The sequence below is a fragment of the Acinetobacter sp. WCHAc060042 genome, assembly GCF_003231195.1.
In the GTDB taxonomy this organism is placed as follows: domain Bacteria; phylum Pseudomonadota; class Gammaproteobacteria; order Pseudomonadales; family Moraxellaceae; genus Acinetobacter.
Genome location: NZ_QKVN01000106.1, coordinates 1 through 1,091, shown reverse-complemented (window position 1 = coordinate 1,091; position 1,091 = coordinate 1). Strand labels below are relative to the sequence as shown.

Annotated in this window: 1 protein-coding gene and 1 pseudogene; both read right to left on the bottom strand. The window is 32.1% G+C overall.

What is annotated here, in order from left to right; all coding sequences use genetic code 11:
- Positions 1 to 271, bottom strand: a pseudogene (locus DPG01_RS18420) (transposase family protein); the annotation flags it as partial.
- A gap of 37 nt (positions 272 to 308) precedes the next feature.
- Positions 309 to 632, bottom strand: coding sequence for a helix-turn-helix domain-containing protein (locus DPG01_RS18415; protein WP_162622378.1), 324 nt, complete (start codon positions 630 to 632; stop codon positions 309 to 311).
- Positions 633 to 1,091: the final 459 nt, after the last annotated feature.

The following is a 1,091-nucleotide window of genomic DNA, read 5'->3' as shown; positions in this document are numbered from 1 at the left end:
TCCTTCCAAATACATGCTCTACTTGAATTCGTCTACGACCAATCTCTCTATTTAACTTTTTTAATTCAGAATCTAATTTTTCAGTTTTCTTTGCTTTAGATGGCATGAGGCATCCAAAACCCAATTTCTTTATCCCTAAATACCCCTTATCAACAATAAAAAAGGGCTTAAATTTTAAATTCCTCATGCTTTTTTTAAATATTTTAAAATCATGCATGCTTCCATGACTTCCACATACACTCAGTATTTCACCTGTTGTATAGTGCATAGATAGCTGAAATTTAAAGGTATGTCGCTTTTTTTTACCGCTATACCATTTCTTCTGTTTTTTTTGGACGTTGAACTAATATTTCAGTTGCATCAATCACAACAACTTCCCAATCCACTTCATCTCGATTAGGAAGTTGTTTTGGCAAGTTAAATTTTCCAGAACGGATTAAGGTATCTTCAATAACACGTGTGATACGAATTGCACTCGTTTCAGATACACCGTAACTCATACCAAGATGGAAAAATGTTCGATATTCTCTCCAATATTCTATACATAAGAGCAAACGATCTTCCAACGGTAATTTATGCGGTCGTCCTTTACCAATATGACCAGGTAAATGCTTATTTAGCTCGGCCAACATGAGGTTAAATGTAGCCCAACTAACACCGGTAAGCCTACGAAACTTAACGTCTGATAATTTTTGAATATCTTTGAATTTCATCCAAGGATTATCCCTTGAATTAAATAATTTTGCTGATTAATTTAAGATCAAATAAATTGTACGTTTTTTGATTTATGACGGAAGTCTATTGAAATCAATTATTTTTATTTTTACTTTATCCTAAAAATTATTACGCTGGATTAAATCAAAACTATTAAATTAATATCGCTTATACTTTTAATAAATAGAGAGGTGGATCAGGAAATTTGAACAACACTTATAAGTGATATTTTGCTCCCCAAATGATGTTATAAACATCAATATATGGAGTATTTTATGGCACGTAGACCAAGAAGAAATCATTCAAATGATTTTAAAGCTAAGGTAGCACTTGCTGCGATTAAAGCAGAAAAAACACTTGCTGAATTGAGTGCTGAA